Here is a 15,421-nt window from a genome sequence, read left to right as displayed (position 1 = left end):
TCACGGTGCGTCGCGATTGCCGCCTCCGCGCCCCGCCGTTAGGCTGTCGCGCATGGCTTCTTCCAATGCGTGCTGGATCGACGATCCGGCGATCCTCCGGACGCGACTCCAGGCCGCGTCCGCCCGTGTCGGCCTCGACACCGAATTCATCCGCGAACGGACCTTCTGGCCGCAGCTGGCGCTGGTGCAGGTCGCGCTCGAGCGCGAGGACGGCGGCATCGACGTGCTGCTGGTCGACCCGCTGGTCCCCGGCATGCTCGATGCGCTGCGCCCGCTGCTGGCCGATCCGGCCATCGTCAAGATCATGCACAGCGCCAGCGAAGACCTCGTCGCGCTGGGCCATGCCTGCGGCGTGCCGCCGTCGCCGCTGTTCGACACCCAGATCGCCGCGGCACTGGCGGGCACCGGCAGCGGCATGGGCTACCAGCGGCTGGTGCAGGAGACGCTCGGCATCGCGCTGCCCAAGGGCGAGACGCGCCCGGACTGGCTGCGGCGGCCGCTGTCGCCGACCCAGCTCGAGTACGCCGCCGACGACGTCGAGCACCTGTTCGCATTGCACGAGACGCTGGCCGCCAAGATCGCCGTGCTCGGACGCGAGACCTGGCTGCAGGAGGACTGCGCGCGCCTGGTGGCGACGGCCGGCAACATGGAAGGCGAACGCTGGCCGCAACTGGGCGGACGCACCGGGCTGTTCCTCGACGCCGACGCGCAGCGCCGCCTGCTGCGCCTGCTGCGCTGGCGCGAGCACTACGCCCGCAGCCACGACCGTCCGCGCAGCTGGATCCTCGACAACGAACTGGCGACGCTGCTCGCCCGCGACCCGCCGGCCGATCCGGCAGCGCTGCAGCGTCGGCTCGACGCCCACCCCAAGGCGCCGCGCAAGCTCGGTGCCGCGATCTGGGAGGCGCTCAGTACCGAGATGCCCGACGAGGCCGAAGCACCGATCGCGCGCGCCGAGGAACCGGACCGCAAGCGCCTCAAGCAGTTGCAGCAGGCGGTCGCCGCGCGCAGCGTCGAGCTCGGCCTGCCCGACGGCGTGCTCGCCTCGCGCAAGTGGCTCGAAGCGCTGGTCGAAGGCGCCGACTGGCCCGGCGCACTGTCGGGCTGGCGCCGCACCCAGCTCGAGCCCGCGCTCGCGCCGTTGCTAGAAAAGGCTGGCGGGTTCGCCGAACGCTCCGTATAATCGCGTCCATCGTGGGGCGGTAGCTCAGCTGGGAGAGCGTCGCGTTCGCAATGCGAAGGTCGGGAGTTCGATCCTCCTCCGCTCCACCAAGTCATTCCCGGTTCGAAACGAAGGGTTGGACGGTTCGCCGTCCAACCCTTCGTCGTTGTGGCGCGGGCGAACACCCGCACCTCGTGGCAGGCCGCGGCCTACTTGCCCAGATGGCGACGCACTGCGACGGCGGTCGGCCCCACGGCCGCGACCGCCTCGCGCAGCTGCTCGGGCGTGACGTCCAGCGCCTGGGTCCAGTAGCGAAGCTCGTAGTCCTCATCGACGTTGATGCGGTCGCGATCGGGGGAACCGGTCTTGCGCTTGTCGTCCGACATGGCGGATCTCCGAAAGGCTGAGGTGGCGCCACCATCCCCCCGCGCGTGTGGGCCTTGCGTGAACCACGCCGTCAGCCGGCCGCGATCTCGATCCAGGTGGGCGCGTGGTCGCTGGCGCCGGGCTCGAGCCGCAGCCAGCGGTCCACGCCCGCCTTGCGCAGTCGATCGACCAGCGCCGCGTTGACCAGGAGGTGGTCGATGCGCAGGCCGCGATCGCGCTCGGCATGCTGCCGGAAATGGTCCCAGAACGTGTAGAGCCCTTCGGTGTCCCCGAGCACGTGACGCAGCGCATCGGTCCAGCCCTGCGCCAGCAGCCGCTCGAACGCGGCCCGCACCTCGGGCTGGATCAGCGCATCCTTGCGCCAGGCCTTGGGATCGTAGACGTCCTGGTCGGTCGGGATGACGTTGTAGTCGCCCATCAGCACGACCGGGTGCGGCAGTCCGGCCAGCGTGCGGGCGTGCCTGGCCAGGCGCTGCATCCATGCGAGCTTGTAGTCGAACTTGGGGCCGGGCTGCGGATTGCCGTTGGGCAGGTAGAGCGCGCCGACCACGATGCCGTGCACCGCGGCCTCGATGTAGCGGCTCTGGTCGTCGTCCGGGTCGCCGGGCAGGCCGCGCCGGCTCTCGACGGGCACCGTATCGCGCCCCAGCAGCGCCACGCCGTTCCAGGCCCGCTGCCCCTGCCAGATCGCCCCGTAGCCGGCCGCCTCCAGCGCCTGTGCCGGGAACGCGGCATCGGGCGCCTTGAGCTCCTGCAGCGCGACGACGTCGGGGCGCGCCGCCTCCAGCCAGGCCAGCAGGTGCGGCAGCCGCTTGCCGATGCCGTTGACGTTGAACGTGGCCAGCTTGAGGGTCTTCTTGCGCGCCATCGCGCCGGGCTCCGGTGACGGGACCGCGTGCGTGGCCGATGCGCCGGACGACCGCCCGCGGTGGGCCCCGACCATAGAACCGGCGCGATGGCCGGCGGGTGAAAAGGTTCTTCGACGCACTGAGCACGAAGCGCGCGACTTCTTCTAGCGGGCGAAGCTGCCGCCGAAGTCAGGCAGCAAACGTCCGGAGCAGCGGACTGGCGGCCGGTGGCCGCGTCGAGCGCGCCATGGATGGCGCGCGCCCGAGTCAAGGCAGGATGCCTTGCCGAGGGGAGAGCGGCTTCCGGCTGGCAGGCCGCTACCTGACCGAAGCGAAACTCCCATTCCGCGGTTGGGAGAACAAGTTGGAAAAAAGCGGAGGCTGGCACTGTGTCGCCGGCTTCGCCCCCGCCCACTGCCTGACGGACACGCCCCTCGCCAACCCGGGCCGGAATGTGTACAAATGTACACCATGTCTTCGCTCCCGCCCCAACGCGCCGCCGTGCTGGCCTTCGTCCGCGACCGCATCCGTGCCGGCCGGCCGCCGAGCCTGGCCGAGATCGCCACGCACTTCGGCTTCGCTTCGCGCAGCGCCGCGCACAAGCACGTGCAGGCCCTGACCGCGATCGGCCTGCTCGAGGCGCGCCCGCACCACAAGCGCGGCCTGGCCCTGCCCGGCGAGGACGCGCGCCCGCCGCTGCTGGCACTGCCCGTGCTGGGCCGGGTCGCGGCGGGCGTGCCGATCGGGGCCGACATCGGGATCGACCGCCAGCTGTGGCTCGACCGCGGGGTGTTCTCGCTGCGGCCCGACTACCTGCTGCAGGTCCAGGGCGACTCGATGATCGACGACGGCATCCTCGACGGCGACCTGGTCGGCGTGCACCGCAGCGCCGATGCGCGCGACGGGCAGACCGTCGTCGCCCGGCTCGACGGCGAACTGACGATCAAGCGGCTGCGGCGCGACGCCGACGGCATCCGCCTGCTGGCGCGCAACCCGGCCTACGCGCCGATCGTGGTGCCGCCGGGCGCCGATTTCGCGATCGAAGGCCTGTTCTGCGGACTGGTGCGGCAGGGCTGATGGGCCAGGTCCTGCCCCTCGACGCACTGCTGGCCGCACGCACGGTCTGGCACGCCGGCCGCGGGACGGCGGCCGCCGGCGACGGCGAGCCGAGCGGCGTACCTGCGCTCGATGCGGTGCTGCCCGACCGCGGCTGGCCGCGCGGCGCGCTGACCGAACTGCTGCTGCCGGCCGACGGCGTCGGCGAGATCACGCTGCTGCTGCCGGCGCTGGCACGCATGACCGCCGCCGGCGGGCGCGTGGTGCTGGTCGATCCGCCCTACGTCGCCTACGCGCCGGCCTGGCAGGCTGGCGGCGTCGACCTGGCCCGGCTGGAGATCGTCGCCGCGCCGCCGCGCGACGCGCTGTGGGCGTTCGAGCAGTGCCTGCGCAGCGGCGCGTGCGCGGCGGTGCTCGGCTGGCCGCGGACCGCCGACGACCGCGCGCTGCGCCGGCTGCAGGTCGCGGCCGACGCGGGCGACTGCTGCGCCTTCGCCGTGCGCGACCGCCGGCACGCGGTCAATGCCTCGCCCGCCGCGCTGCGGCTGGAATACCTGCCCGCCGACGAGGCCTGGCAGGTGCGCAAGTGCCGCGGCGCGCAGCCGCCGGCACGCCCGATCCGGGTGGCACACTGATGGCCCCGCGCCCGCCCGTGCGCCGCGCCGTCCCTGCCGCGCGGCCGCATGTCCTGCCGGTTCCGTGCGCGACACAGCGCGCCACGTCCTGCGCCCAGGCGTGAGCCGGCCATGCTCTGGACCTGCCTGCTGTTGCCGCAACTGGCGCTCGACGCCGTCCTGCGCCGCCTGGACGATCCCGATGCGCCGCTGGCGCTGGTCGAGGGCCCGGCGCAGTTGCGGCGCCTGCACGCGGTCAACGCCGCTGCGGCCCGCGCCGGCCTGAAACCCGGCATGCGGCTGTCGGCGGCGCACGCGCTGCTGGCCGATGTGCGCACCGAGGACCACGATCCCGGGGCCGAGGCCCGCTGCCAGCGCTTCCTCGCCGCCTGGGCCTATCGCCACAGCTCGCTGGTCAGCGCGCAGTGGCCGCGCGCGATCGTGCTCGAGGCCCGGGCGAGCTTCCGCCTGTTCGGGCCGTGGCCGACGTTCGAGCACCGGCTGCGCCAGGAACTCGACACGCTCGGCTTCCGGCACCGCATCGCACTGGCGCCGACGCCGCGCGCGGCGCGCGTGCTCGCCGGGTTGCGCGACGGCCTGGCGGTGACCGAGCCGGGCGCGTTGCGGGCATTGCTCGACCGCGCCCCGGTGCGGCGTGCTGCGTTGCCCGACGACGCCGGCGAGCGCCTGCACCGCATGGGCCTGCGCCGGCTCGCCGACGTGCGCGGCCTGCCGCGCGATGCGCTGCGGCGGCGCTGCGGGGTCGCGGTGCTCGACCACCTCGACCGGCTCTACGGCGACGTCGACGATCCGCTCGACTGCTACGTCCCCCCCGACCGCTTCGATGCCCTCGTCGAGCTGGGCTACGAGGTCGAGAGCCACACTGCGCTGCTGTTCCCGCTGCGCCGGCTGACCGGCGACCTGGCGACCTACCTGTCGATCCGCGACGGCGGCGTGCAGCGCTTCACGCTCCGGCTCGAGCACGCCAGCGGCCGGACCGAGGTCGAGGTCGGCCTGCTCGCGCCCGAGCGCGACCCGGCACTGCTGTTCGAGCTGGCGCGCAGCCGGCTCGAGCGCACCGGGGTCGACCGCCCGGTCGTCGCGCTGGGCCTGGTCGCCCGTCAGTTGCCGCCGTTCGTGCCGGCCAGCCGCGACCTGTTCGACCCGCGCCCGCAGCAGGCCGTGGACTGGCCGCAGCTGCGCGAGCGCCTGCGCGCCCGGCTCGGCGACGATGCCGTGCATCGCGTCGCGCCGGCCGGCGACCCGCGCCCCGAACGCGCCTGGCGGCGCGTGGCCGGCGACGACGTCGCCATCGAGACCGCCCCGCCCCGGCCGCCCCGCCCGGCCTGGCTGCTGCCCGAGCCCGTCCCGCTGCGCGATCCGCGCCTGCGCGTGCTCTCCGGGCCCGAACGGCTGGAAAGCGGCTGGTGGGACGATGGCGACGCGCGCCGGGACTACTACTGCGTCGAGACCTCGAGCGGGCAGCGCGCCTGGGCGTTCGTGCCCGTCGGCGAACGCGAGGGCTGGATGCTGCACGGATGGTTCGCATGACCGGCACGCCGGCTGCGTTCGGCCTGTCCGGCCCGGCCGATGCGCCGCGTGTGCGTCGACGCGCCACTTGCGGCCCGCCTCCCGGGCGCAGGCCGGTGCGCCGGGGACGACCGCGATGACCCCGATCGACGGCGTCGACCGCGACACGCCCGGCGGCCAGCCGCCGCGGGCGTGGTCGGTCGCGCACCGGTTGCGCGAGGCGGCCAACGACGCCGTCGCCCCCGATGCGCGCGATGCCGGATCGCCGCCGTACGCCGAGCTGCACTGCCTGTCGGATTTCTCGTTCCTGCGCGGCGCCTCCGATGCCGAACAGTTGTTCCGGCGTGCGCTGCACTGCGGCTACGAGGCGCTGGCGATCACCGACGAATGCTCGCTGGCCGGGATCGTGCGCGCACTCGAGGCCTCCGAAGGCACCGGCCTCAAGCTGGTCGTCGGCAGCGAGTTCCGGCTCGTCGACGGCCTGCGCTGCGTGCTGCTGGTCGAGACGATCGCCGGCTACCGCACGCTGTGCGCGCTGATCACCCGGGGGCGGCGCGCCGCCGGCAAGGGCCGCTACCGGCTCACGCGCGAGGACGTGGCCGACGTGCTGCAGGGCGATGCCGAGGGGCTGTTCGCGCTGTGGCTGCCGGGCGAGACGCCCGATCCGGACGAGGGCCGCTGGCTGCACGCGACGTTCGGCGCGCGCGCCCATCTGGCCGTGGAGCTGCACCGCGAGCGCGACGACGCCGCGCGCCTGGACGCGCTGTTGGCGCTGTCGCGCGCGCTCGGGCTGCCGGCGCTGGCCAGCGGCGATGCGCACATGGCCACCCGGCGCGAGCGCATGCTGCAGGACACGATCACCGCGATCGCCCGCAACACCCCGCTGGCCGACTGCGGCGCGCACCTGTTCCGCAACGGCGAGCGCCACCTGCGCACGCGGCGCGCGCTGGGCAACATCTACGGCGCGGCGCTGATGGAGGCGGCCGCGGCACTGGCGGCGCGCTGCACCTTCGAGCTGCGCAGCATCCGCTACGACTACCCGGTCGAGCTCGTCCCCGACGGCCACACCCCGACCACCTGGCTGCGGGCGCTGACCGAGCGCGGCATCGTTAACCGCTGGCCCGACGGCCCCACGCCCCAGGTGCGCGACCTGATCGAATTCGAGCTCGCGCTGATCGCCCGCAAGGGCTACGAGGCCTTCTTTCTGACCGTGGCCGACATCGTCGCGTTCGCCCGCGATCGGCAGATCCTGTGCCAGGGCCGCGGCTCATCGGCGAACTCGGCGGTCTGCTACGCGCTGGGCATCACGTCGGTGAATCCCGACGAGACCCGGCTGCTGATGGCACGCTTCCTGTCCGAGCACCGCGACGAGCCGCCCGATATCGACGTCGACTTCGAGCACCAGCGGCGCGAGGAAGTCATCCAGTACGTCTACGCCAAGTACGGCCGCGAGCGGGCCGCGCTCGCGGCGACGGTGATCAGCTACCGCGGCAAGAGCGCCGTGCGCGATGTCGCCAAGGCCTTCGGCCTGCCCGACGACCAGATCGCGCTGCTGGCCACCTGCTACGGCTGGGGCAACGGCGACACGCCGATGGAACAGCGCATCGCCGAGGCGGGCTTCGACCTGCACAACCCGCTGATCCGCAGGATCCTGCTGGTGACCGAGCAGTTGCGCGGCCATCCGCGGCACCTGTCGCAGCACGTCGGCGGTTTCGTCATTTCCGATGCCCCGCTCTCGCATCTGGTCCCGGTCGAGAACGCGGCGATGGCCGATCGCACCATCATCCAGTGGGAGAAGGACGACCTGGAAACGATGAAGCTGCTCAAGGTCGACTGCCTCGCCCTGGGCATGCTGACCTGCATCCGCAAGACGCTCGACCTGGTGCGCGGCCATCGCGGACGGGACTTCGCGCTCGCGACCCTGCCTACCGAGGACGACGCCACGTACAAGATGATCCAGATCGCCGACACCGTCGGCGTGTTCCAGATCGAATCGCGCGCGCAGATGGCGATGCTGCCGCGGCTCAAGCCGAAGTGCTTCTACGACCTGGTCGTGGAAGTGGCGATCGTGCGCCCCGGTCCGATCCAGGGCGACATGGTGCATCCCTATCTGCGCCGGCGGCAGGGCCGCGAGGCGGTCGACTATCCCAACGACGAGATCCGCAGCATTCTCGAACCCACCCTCGGCGTGCCGCTGTTCCAGGAGCAGGTCATGGAACTGCTGATGAAAGCGGCCAATTACACCGACAGCGAGGCCGACCACCTGCGGCGCTCGATGGCGGCCTGGCGGCGCGGCGGCGACATGGAGCAGCACCGGGTGCGGGTGCGCGAGCGCATGCTGGCGAAGAACTATTCGCAGGCATTCATCGACCAGATCTTCGACCAGATCAAGGGCTTCGGCTCCTACGGCTTCCCGCAGAGCCACGCCGCCTCGTTCGCCAAGCTGGTCTACGCCAGTTGCTGGCTCAAGCGCCACGAGCCGGCCGCGTTCGCCTGCGGCCTGCTCAACGCCCAGCCGATGGGCTTCTATTCGCCCAGCCAGATCGTGCAGGACGCGCGCCGCGGCAGCGCGCAGCGCGCCCGCATCGAGGTGCTGCCGGTCGACGTGCTGCACAGCGACCACGACAGCACGCTGGTCGGCGGCCGGCCCTGGCGCAGCGACACCGATCCGGGCGTCCAGCCGGCGATCCGGCTGGGCCTGCGCCTGGTCGCGGGGCTGCCCGAGCCGGCCGCGCACCGCATCGTCGGCGAACGCGCCCGGCGCCCGTTCGCCGACATCGCCGACCTGGTCCTGCGCGCCGGCCTCGACGCCAAGGCGCGCCAGGCGCTGGCCGAGGCCGATGCGCTGCGCGGCCTGGCCGGCCACCGCAACGCCGCGCGCTGGGCGGTCGCCGGCATCGAGCAGCGGCGCCCGTTGCTGCCCGGCAGTCCCGACGAGGTCGACGTCGCCCTGCCCGCGCCCGCCGCCGGCGAGGAGATCCTGTCCGACTATCGCGCCCTGGGCCTGAGCCTGGGCCCGCACCCGATGGCGCTGCTGCGCCCGCAGATGGCCGCGCGCCGGATCATCGGCCTGCGCGAGCTGCAGGCCCGGCGCCACGGCAGCGGCGTCCACGTCGCCGGCCTGGTCACGCAGCGCCAGCGCCCGGCCACGGCCAAGGGCACGATCTTCGTCACCCTCGAGGACGAGACCGGCATGATCAACGTCATCGTCTGGCCGCACCTGGCGATCCGCCGCCGGCGCGCCCTGCTCGAATCCCGGCTGCTCGCCGTACGCGGCCGCTGGGAGCGGGTCGACGGCGTCGCCCACCTCATCGCCGGCGACCTGCACGACCTCAGCGACCTGCTCGGCACGATGCCGCTGCCCTCCCGCGATTTCCACTGAGCGGCGGCACCTGAGCGAAGATCTTCTCCCAGGCGTGTGATGTCCGCCGCCATGGCGCGAACCATCCTGCATGCCCGACACCATCGACCCCGCGATGCCCCCGCTTCCGACCGCGCGGCCCCAGGACGATCGCGATCGGTTCGCCGAATCGTTCGACGCGCATCGCAGCATCGTCGCGACCATCGCCGCGAGCTACTGTCGCGATCCGGACGACCGCGCCGACCTCGCGCAGGAGATCGCGACCCAGGCGTGGCTGGCCTGGCCGCGGTACGACCCGGCGCGGCCCTTCCCCACGTGGCTGTACCGGATTGCGCTCAACGTCGCGATCACGCGCGTCCGGCGCGTCGGGCTGCGCAGCCGCCATGCGGTGCCGTTCGACCCGGCGCTGCACGACATCGCGGACCCGAACGCCGCCGATCCGCAGGCCGAGCAGCAGGTCCGCGCGCTGTACCGCTTCATCCATGCGCAACGGCCGCTCGACCGCGCGTTGCTGTTGCTCTACCTCGACGGCCGCAACCACCGCGAAACCGCCGAGGTGCTCGGCCTGACCGAAACCAATGTCGCCACCAAGATCGGCCGGCTGCGCCAGCGCATCCGCGACGAACTCTGACCCGGGAGCCTGCGATGGAACACGATGACCTCAAGACCGCCTGGCAATCGCTCGAACGCCGCCTGGCCAGGCAGGAGCGCATCCAGCTCGACCTGCTGCGCGACGACCGGCTGCGGCAGGCACGTCGCGGATTGCGTCCCCTGCTCGTCGGCCAATGGCTGCAACTGGCGCTCGGGGTCGCGCTGGCGTGGCTCGGCGCCGCCTGCTGGACACGCCAGTTCGATGCGCCGGGCTTCCTGGCCGCGGGCCTGGCCGTCCACGGGTTCGGCGTCCTGACCTTGATCGGCGCCGCGACGACGCTGTCGCTCGCCGCTGCCATCGACTACGACGCGCCCGTGGTCCGCATCCAGAAGCGGCTCGCGCAGTTGCTGCGCGCACAGACGCTCAACATGGTCGTGTGCGGCACGCCGTGGTGGATCGCCTGGGTGCTGGTCGTGGTCGCGATCGCAGGCCTGCGCGCTAGCGGCGCAAACGCGCCGACCGCGGCCTGGGTCTGGGCCAGTCTCGCGATCGGCGCGATCGGCCTGATCGCGACCTGGGCCTGGATCTGGCGCTCGGCGACCCGGATCGCCGGGCCTGCGTCCGAGGGTGTCCGGGAACGATGCGGCGACGGCATGCACGCGATCCGGCGCAGCCGACAGTTGGTCGCCGAGGTGAAGCGGTTCGAGCAGGACTGACCGCCCCTCCCCCACCCGCGCTTTGGAATCCGCCCCGCGCATGCGAAAATCCCGGACCGCACGGCCCCGTAGCTCAGCTGGATAGAGCATCCCCCTCCTAAGGGGAAGGTCGCACGTTCGAATCGTGCCGGGGTCGCCAGTTCCGCGACCATCCCCCAGCGACCGTCGTGCCGCGTCGCGTCCCGCTTTCTCGCCATCGCCGCCCCGCGCGGCGCCGGCGCATACCAGGAGCTTTCCGCGATGTCCCATCCCGTCCTCACCGCGCTCGGCCTCGATGCCACCGAATCGGGCACCTACCTTGGCAACGGCGAATGGGCGCAGGGCGCCGGCGCCGGCACGCTGTCGCCGGTGAACCCGGCCAGCGGCGAGTCGCTGGCGCAGGTGCTGGCGACCTCGCAGGCCGACTACGAGACCCTCGTGACCCGCGCCCAGGCCGCATTCCGCGAGTGGCGCGCGACGCCGGCCCCGCGCCGCGGCGAGGCGATCCGGCTGTGCGCCGAGGCGCTGCGCACGCACAAGGACGCGCTCGGCTCGCTGGTCGCGCTGGAGATGGGCAAGTCCAAGCCCGAGGGCGACGGCGAGGTGCAGGAGATGATCGACATCGGCGAGTTCGCCGTCGGTCTGTCGCGCCAGCTCTACGGCCTGACGATGCATTCCGAGCGCCCCGGCCACCGCATGTACGAGCAGTGGCACCCGCTGGGCCTGGTCGGCGTGATCAGCGCGTTCAACTTCCCGGTCGCGGTCTGGGCCTGGAACAGCTTCGTCGCCGCGGTCTGCGGCAACGTCACGATCTGGAAGCCGTCGCCGAAGACGCCGCTGTCGGCGATCGCGTCGATGAAGATCTGCAACGAGGCGCTCCGCGCCGGTGGTTTCCCGGACATCTTCTTCCTGTTCAACGACGCCGGCAGCGACCTCGCCCAGGCCTTCGTCGACGACCGGCGCATCGCGCTGGTCAGCTTCACCGGTTCGACCCGGGTCGGCCGCATGGTCGGCGAGCGCGTCGCGCGTCGCATGGGCCGCTCGCTGCTCGAGCTCGGCGGCAACAACGCGATCATCGTGGACCCTTCCGCCGATCTGAAGCTGGCGATCCCGGCGATCGTGTTCGGCGCGGTCGGCACCGCCGGCCAGCGCTGCACGACCACGCGCCGGCTGTTCGTGCACGCCTCGATCTTCGACGACGTGCTGGCCAAGCTCAAGACCGCCTACGCGCAGGTCGAGTCGCGGATCGGCGATCCCACCGACGCGGCCAACCTGATGGGCCCGCTGAACTCGCGCGAGGCGGTGGAGGCGTATCTGGCGGCGATCGAAAAGGCGAAGGCCGCGGGCGGCACGATCGAGAGCGGCGGACAGGCGCTCGACGACCGCAAGGGCTTCTTCGTGCTGCCGACGATCGTCACCGGCCTGTCGAACGACGCCGAGGTCGTGCAGACCGAGACCTTCGCGCCGATCCTCTACGTCATGAAGTACGAGAACCTCGACGAGGCGATCGACATGCAGAACGACGTGCCGCAGGGCCTGTCGTCGGCGATCTTCACCAACGACCTCAAGGCGTCCGAGCGGTTCCTCTCGGCACGCGGTTCGGACTGCGGCATCGCCAACGTCAACATCGGCACCTCGGGCGCCGAGATCGGCGGCGCGTTCGGCGGCGAGAAGGAGACCGGCGGCGGCCGCGAATCAGGCTCCGACGCCTGGCGCGCCTACATGCGCCGGCAGACCAACACCATCAACTACTCCGACGCGCTGCCCCTGGCCCAGGGCATCAAGTTCGACCTGTGAGACGGACCAGCCCCCTGGCGGTCACCAGCCTGGTCTGCGGCCTGCTGGGCTGGAGCCTGCTGCCGTGGCTGGGCAGCCTGGTGGCCGTGATCACCGGCCACCTGGCCCGCGCGGAGATCCGCCGCACGCCCGAGCTCGACGGCGACGGCATGGCCGTCGCCGGCCTGGTGCTGGGCTACGTGCAGTTCGCCGCGACGCTCGTCGGCATCGCGGTGCTGCTGCTATTCTTCGGCGGGCTGGTCTGGCTCGGAACGGCGAGCTGACATGTACGGACTCGCACGCCCGCTGCTGTTCCGGCTCGATGCCGAGCGCGCCCATGGCCTGACGCTGGCCGCGCTCGATGCCGCGCACCGCGCCGGCCTGACGTCGATGCTCGGCGGCGCGCCGGCGCCGCTGCCGACCGAGGTCTTCGGCCTGCGCTTCCCCAACCCGGTCGGCCTGGCCGCCGGGCTGGACAAGGACGGCGCGCACATCGACGCGCTGTTCGCGCTGGGCTTCGGCTTCGTCGAGATCGGCACGGTCACGCCGCGCCCGCAGGACGGCAACCCGAAGCCGCGGATGTTCCGGCTGCCGCAGCACCGGGCGCTGATCAACCGGCTGGGCTTCAACAACCGGGGCGTCGATGCGCTGGTCGCCAACGTCGGGCGCGCGCAGCGCGACGGCGTGCTGGGCATCAACATCGGCAAGAACAAGGACACGCCCAACGAGGCCGCCGCCGACGACTACCTGTTCTGCCTGGAGCGGGTCTACCCGCTGGCCGACTACGTCACCGTCAACATCTCCTCGCCCAACACCGCGGGCCTGCGCGAACTGCAGGAGGAGCAGGCGCTGCGACGCCTGGTGGGCACGCTGCGCGAGGCGCAGGAACGGCTGGCGGCGCAGCACGGGCGCCGCGTGCCGGTGCTGGTGAAGATCGCACCCGACCTCGACGACGGCGACATCGAGGCGGCGGCCCGGGTGCTCGGCGACCTGTCGGTCGACGGCGTCATCGCGACCAACACCACGATCTCGCGCGCCGGCGTCGAGGCCGACGCCACTGCCGGACAGGCCGGCGGCCTGTCGGGCGAGCCGCTGATGGACCGGGCGACCGCGGTGCTGCGCAAGCTGCGCACGCGGCTGCCCGAGCGCATCCCGCTGGTCGGCGTGGGCGGCATCGTCTGCGGCGCCGACGCGGCCACCAAGATGGCGGCCGGCGCGTCGCTGGTCCAGGTCTATTCGGGCCTGGTGTACCGCGGCCCGGCGCTGGTCGGCGAATGCGTCGAGGCGATCCGCCGGCGCCGCGAGGCGCCCAGCCGCGGCACCGTGTCCGATCTCTGAGTTGCCGATGTCCATCCCCTTCTGTCTGCGCGAACGCGTCGACCTGCGCACCCGCAACACTTTCGGCGTCCCGGCGCAGGCACGCCGGCTGCTCGAGGTGGACGACGTTGCGGCACTGCCGGAGGCGCTCGCGGCGCTCGGCCCGGCCTGCCCGCTGGTGCTCGGGGGCGGCAGCAACCTGCTGTTCGTCGACGACGTCGATGCGGTGCTGGCGATCGCCGACGCGCGACGCGCGATCGTCGCCGACGACGGCGTCGCCGCGCACGTGCGCACGGCGGCCGGCGCCTCCTGGCACGACGTGGTGATGTGGACGCTGGCGCAGGGCCTGGGCGGCCTCGAGAACCTGGCGCTGATTCCCGGCACCGTCGGCGCGGCGCCGATCCAGAACATCGGCGCCTATGGCGTCGAAGTCGCCGACCGCATCCATGCGGTCGAGGCCTTCGACCGCCAACGCGGCGCGCCCGTGTCGCTCGACGCGGCCGCCTGCGGGTTCGGCTACCGCGACAGCGTGTTCAAGCAGACGCCCGACCGCTGGATCGTCACCGCGGTCACGTTCGCGCTCTCGCGCCGGGCCGCACCGGTGCTCGACTACGCGGGCATCCGCGACGCGCTCGCCGCGCGCGGTGTCGCCGCGCCGACGCCGTCCCATGTCGCAGAGGCGGTGATCGCGATCCGGCGCAGCAAGCTGCCCGACCCGGCCGTGATCGGCAACGCCGGCAGCTTCTTCAAGAACCCGATCGTCGATGCCGCCACCGCGGCGGCGCTGCGCGAGACGCATCCCGACCTGCCGGTGTTCCCGGTCAACGACGGTCGCCGCAAGCTCTCGGCCGCCTGGCTGATCGACCGCTGCGGCTGGAAGGGCCACCGCGACGGCGACGCCGGGGTCTCGGCCGGCCACGCGCTGGTGCTGGTCAACCACGGCCGCGCGCATGGCCGCGACCTGCTGGCGCTGGCCCGGCGCATCGCGGACTCGGTCCAGGCGCGCTTCGGCGTGGCGCTGGCGCCCGAACCGCGCATCGTGGGTGCGGCATGGTGAGCGGCGCGGCGCGACGCTGGCAGCCGTCCTCGGCATCCGGCCAGGCAGCGCTGCTGATGCTTGGCAGCACGTCGGCCTTCGCGCTGATGGCGATCGCGATCCGTTTCGCGTCGGCGACCGTCCCGACGACCGAGGTCGCGTTCTTCCGCAACTTCTTCGGCCTGCTCGCGCTACTGCCGATCCTGCTGCACGCCGGTGGCGGCATCCCGCGCACGCAGCATCTCGGCCGCTACGTGGTGCGCACGCTCGTCGGCCTGGGTTCGATGCTGTGCGCGTTCTGGGCGATCGGCCACCTGCCGCTGTCGCAGGCGATCTCGCTGTCGTACGCCGCGCCGCTGTTCGCCACCATCGCCGCGGTGCTGTGGTTGGGCGAGATCGTGCGCGTGCGGCGCTGGATGGCGGTGTCGGCGGGCTTCGTCGGCGTGCTGGTGATCCTGCGCCCGGGCGTGGCGTTCTCGGCGCCGATGCTGATCCCGGTGCTCGGCGCCCTGCTCGCGGCGCTGGTCGCGATCCAGATGAAGCAGCTGTCGAAGATCGATCCGCCCGACACGATCGTCTTCTACACCTACCTGCTGTGGGTGCCGCTGTCGCTGGTGCCGGCGCTGTTCCAGTGGGTGTGGCCCGACCCGGTCGCCTGGCTGTGGCTGCTGGCGACGGGCGTGCTCGGCACCCTCGGTCAGTGGCTGTGGACGCGGGCACTGCGCCTGGGCGAGGTCTCGGCCTTGCAGCCGATCAGCTTCGTGCAGTTGCCGATCGTGGTGCTGTTCGGCTGGTGGCTGTTCGGCGAGACGATCGATCTGTGGACGATGATCGGCGCGGCGATCGTGTTCGGCGCCAACGGCTACATCGCCCACCGCGAAGCGGTGCTCGCGCGCCGCGCCGCCTCGCAACGTCCCGCCCAGGCCGCCAAGCCCAGCGAGTGAGGCGTGCCGGGACGGGGTGCGCGGGTCCGCCCGACCAAAACGCCACACACCGTAGGAGCGCGCTTGCGCGCGATGGGGCATCGCCTCACAAGCCCATCGCGCG

At 72.6% G+C, this 15,421-nt stretch carries 14 protein-coding genes and 2 tRNA genes; 14 read left to right on the top strand and 2 right to left on the bottom strand.

What is annotated here, in order from left to right; translation table 11 throughout:
• Window positions 1–52 precede the first annotated feature (52 nt).
• Both rnd and WQ56_RS04330 read left to right on the top strand, forming a co-directional pair.
• A complete protein-coding gene (gene rnd / locus WQ56_RS04335; protein ID WP_047135829.1) occupies window positions 53–1,183 on the top strand; it encodes a ribonuclease D in 1,131 nt (376 codons plus the stop codon).
• 13 nt (window positions 1,184–1,196) lie between these two features.
• Window positions 1,197–1,272 (top strand) — tRNA-Ala (locus tag WQ56_RS04330).
• 99 nt (window positions 1,273–1,371) lie between these two features.
• On the opposite strand, the gene WQ56_RS17950 is transcribed toward WQ56_RS04330, so the two are convergent.
• Window positions 1,372–1,548: a DUF3606 domain-containing protein gene (locus WQ56_RS17950; RefSeq protein ID WP_082132194.1), complete on the bottom strand. Its 177-nt coding sequence runs from the start codon at window positions 1,546–1,548 to the stop codon at window positions 1,372–1,374.
• A gap of 71 nt (window positions 1,549–1,619) precedes the next feature.
• The gene (locus tag WQ56_RS04325) at window positions 1,620–2,417 is read right to left on the bottom strand and encodes an exodeoxyribonuclease III (RefSeq protein WP_047135828.1); all 798 of its coding nucleotides are present in this window, start codon (window positions 2,415–2,417) and stop codon (window positions 1,620–1,622) included.
• A 451-nt stretch (window positions 2,418–2,868) separates the two neighbouring features.
• Between WQ56_RS04325 and lexA the strand changes: the two genes are divergently transcribed.
• The 12 genes from lexA (at window position 2,869) to WQ56_RS04265 (ending at window position 15,318) form a co-directional block, all read left to right on the top strand.
• A complete protein-coding gene (lexA, locus tag WQ56_RS04320) occupies window positions 2,869–3,474 on the top strand; it encodes a transcriptional repressor LexA (protein ID WP_047135935.1) in 606 nt (201 codons plus the stop codon).
• Complete coding sequence (imuA, locus tag WQ56_RS04315; RefSeq protein WP_047135827.1) at window positions 3,474–4,088, top strand: translesion DNA synthesis-associated protein ImuA; 615 nt, start codon at window positions 3,474–3,476, stop codon at window positions 4,086–4,088. The genes lexA and imuA overlap by 1 nt, the downstream gene beginning before the upstream one ends.
• A 111-nt stretch (window positions 4,089–4,199) precedes the next feature.
• Entirely contained in the window at window positions 4,200–5,618 is a 1,419-nt protein-coding gene (locus WQ56_RS04310; protein ID WP_047135826.1) for a DNA polymerase Y family protein, read from the top strand.
• Window positions 5,619–5,733: 115 nt separating this feature from the next.
• Window positions 5,734–8,979 (top strand): error-prone DNA polymerase, encoded by a 3,246-nt coding sequence (locus tag WQ56_RS04305; protein WP_047135825.1) that lies wholly within the window; start codon window positions 5,734–5,736, stop codon window positions 8,977–8,979.
• 94 nt (window positions 8,980–9,073) lie between these two features.
• Window positions 9,074–9,589 (top strand): sigma-70 family RNA polymerase sigma factor, encoded by a 516-nt coding sequence (locus WQ56_RS04300; protein ID WP_231583349.1) that lies wholly within the window; start codon window positions 9,074–9,076, stop codon window positions 9,587–9,589.
• Between the two features lie 14 nt (window positions 9,590–9,603).
• Window positions 9,604–10,266: a hypothetical protein gene (locus WQ56_RS04295; protein ID WP_052772833.1), complete on the top strand. Its 663-nt coding sequence runs from the start codon at window positions 9,604–9,606 to the stop codon at window positions 10,264–10,266.
• 62 nt (window positions 10,267–10,328) lie between these two features.
• Window positions 10,329–10,405, top strand: a tRNA-Arg gene (locus tag WQ56_RS04290).
• A gap of 101 nt (window positions 10,406–10,506) precedes the next feature.
• On the top strand, window positions 10,507–12,042 hold the full coding sequence (locus WQ56_RS04285) for an aldehyde dehydrogenase family protein (protein WP_047135824.1): 1,536 nt from the start codon (window positions 10,507–10,509) through the stop codon (window positions 12,040–12,042).
• Complete coding sequence (locus WQ56_RS04280; protein WP_047135823.1) at window positions 12,039–12,305, top strand: DUF4190 domain-containing protein; 267 nt, start codon at window positions 12,039–12,041, stop codon at window positions 12,303–12,305. Before WQ56_RS04285 ends, WQ56_RS04280 begins: the two co-directional genes overlap by 4 nt.
• Window position 12,306: 1 nt before the next feature.
• Complete coding sequence (locus WQ56_RS04275; RefSeq protein ID WP_047135822.1) at window positions 12,307–13,359, top strand: quinone-dependent dihydroorotate dehydrogenase; 1,053 nt, start codon at window positions 12,307–12,309, stop codon at window positions 13,357–13,359.
• 7 nt (window positions 13,360–13,366) lie between these two features.
• Entirely contained in the window at window positions 13,367–14,395 is a 1,029-nt protein-coding gene (murB, locus tag WQ56_RS04270; RefSeq protein ID WP_047135932.1) for a UDP-N-acetylmuramate dehydrogenase, read from the top strand.
• On the top strand, window positions 14,389–15,318 hold the full coding sequence (locus tag WQ56_RS04265; RefSeq protein WP_047135821.1) for a DMT family transporter: 930 nt from the start codon (window positions 14,389–14,391) through the stop codon (window positions 15,316–15,318). Before murB ends, WQ56_RS04265 begins: the two co-directional genes overlap by 7 nt.
• The last annotated feature ends 103 nt before the right edge of the window (window positions 15,319–15,421 follow it).

Origin of the sequence: Luteimonas sp. FCS-9 (genome assembly GCF_001014645.1) — a bacterium.
Taxonomy (GTDB): Bacteria; Pseudomonadota; Gammaproteobacteria; order Xanthomonadales; family Xanthomonadaceae; genus Luteimonas.
Note: the sequence above shows the minus strand (reverse complement) of the source record. Positions and strands in the feature narration are given on the sequence as shown.